This is a genomic window from Acinetobacter sp. CFCC 11171 (assembly GCF_003268405.1).
Lineage (GTDB): Bacteria > Pseudomonadota > Gammaproteobacteria > Pseudomonadales > Moraxellaceae > Acinetobacter > Acinetobacter amyesii.
The window spans coordinates 1-1,442 of the sequence record NZ_LQXP01000087.1 but is presented as its reverse complement, the minus strand read 5'-3'; the positions used below and the strand labels follow the sequence as shown (position 1 = coordinate 1,442).

Annotated in this window: 1 protein-coding gene and 1 pseudogene; both read right to left on the bottom strand. The window is 41.9% G+C overall.

What is annotated here, in order from left to right:
• Positions 1 to 113: pseudogene (locus tag AVJ20_RS17905) on the bottom strand (IS4 family transposase); the annotation flags it as partial.
• 152 nt (positions 114 to 265) lie between these two features.
• Complete coding sequence (nudC, locus tag AVJ20_RS17900) at positions 266 to 1,039, bottom strand: NAD(+) diphosphatase (protein WP_171287374.1); 774 nt, start codon at positions 1,037 to 1,039, stop codon at positions 266 to 268.
• Positions 1,040 to 1,442: the final 403 nt, after the last annotated feature.

The window sequence follows — 1,442 nt, the reverse complement described above, 5'->3', positions numbered from 1 at the left end:
CATGTCTGTTTTACAATTAATGCAAGCATAATCAGTGTAAAACATTTTGCATGTGACTTGTTCCACTTTAGATATTTGTTTAAGATGAGATGTAACTCATTGAAATGTGTCATCATATTCGTCGTCAGAAAACAAGTATTATGCCATTATTTCAATGAGTTATCTTTTTTGTCGTGTACAAAGAACTAATATAATAATTTTAAATTTCTAGTGGCTTAACTCGCCCTTAAAAGAGCGAGAATGCACACTATATTTGTTCAAAATTTCAAAGCCATTCTTTGCCATCATCGGCAACAGGTGTACCATGCATCACATGCTGAATCATGGCATAAGCAATACTGCCCTTGAAGGGAATTTCGGGTAACTGATCAAACTTGAAAAATTGCGCGTCGCTCAGTTCATCTTCCTGAATCTGAATCTCGCCTGCATTATATTCCGCCCTGAAGGCCATCATCAGATTGCTGGGAAACGGCCACGGCTGGCTGGCCAGATATTGAATGTTTTTGATCTGTAGCCCCACTTCTTCCATCGTCTCACGGCGTACTGCCTCCTCTAAGGTTTCGCCGACTTCAACAAAGCCTGCAATCAGGCTGTACATCTGGGTTTTATTGCGGGCATTTTTCGCCAGCAGAATTTCATCTGTACCCCGAGTAATGATGGTAATCACACAAGGATTCACACGTGGATACTGGTTATAACCACAGGATGGGCAGACCATGGCATAGTGACTGACGTGCTGCTGGGTCGGATGGCCACATTTACTGCAAAAGCGGTGATTGCGGCGCCACTCGAGCAACTGCACAGCACGACTGGCTTGTTCAAACTGTGGCCTGCTCCAGACCTGCACCAATTGCCGGATCGGGACTAGTTGATAGCCTTCAGGTACTAATTCATTTTCTTTTAGATCCCGTGCAATGACCTGGCCATTTTCCGACAAATCCAGATCATGCTGCAGTCTTGCGACCAGCGGCAACTGAAAATGCTCATCCACCATTAATTGCTGCTGTCTAAAAATATACGCTTTTGAATGCATGCTCATGACATCCACTGATTAAAAAAAATCCCATACATGGGGGTGTATGGGACAAAACTAAGGAAACTTACATAGAGTAACTTCTCTTTAGATACTAAGCGCACGCTGCCTGAATTACAACCATAATAATTTGTATCTTTTTGATTAAAATCACATAATTTTCACAACATTTATGTCTTCAGGAATAATGCGAAGCGAGTTTCATTAACTGGCTGTAGCATTATAGAGATGGACACTCTGTTATTGTAGCAATCATGATTCCTGTGCAATGTCAGCAAATCAGGTCGGGCTGAATTGACTGAACATGCGGACTGATCTGTATTTTCACAAAAAATTGAACTGTCTGGCTTTACACTAGACTATCTTTGATCGGGTCTGGAAAGGCTATGCGTTTCGGTTTAATTTTAGG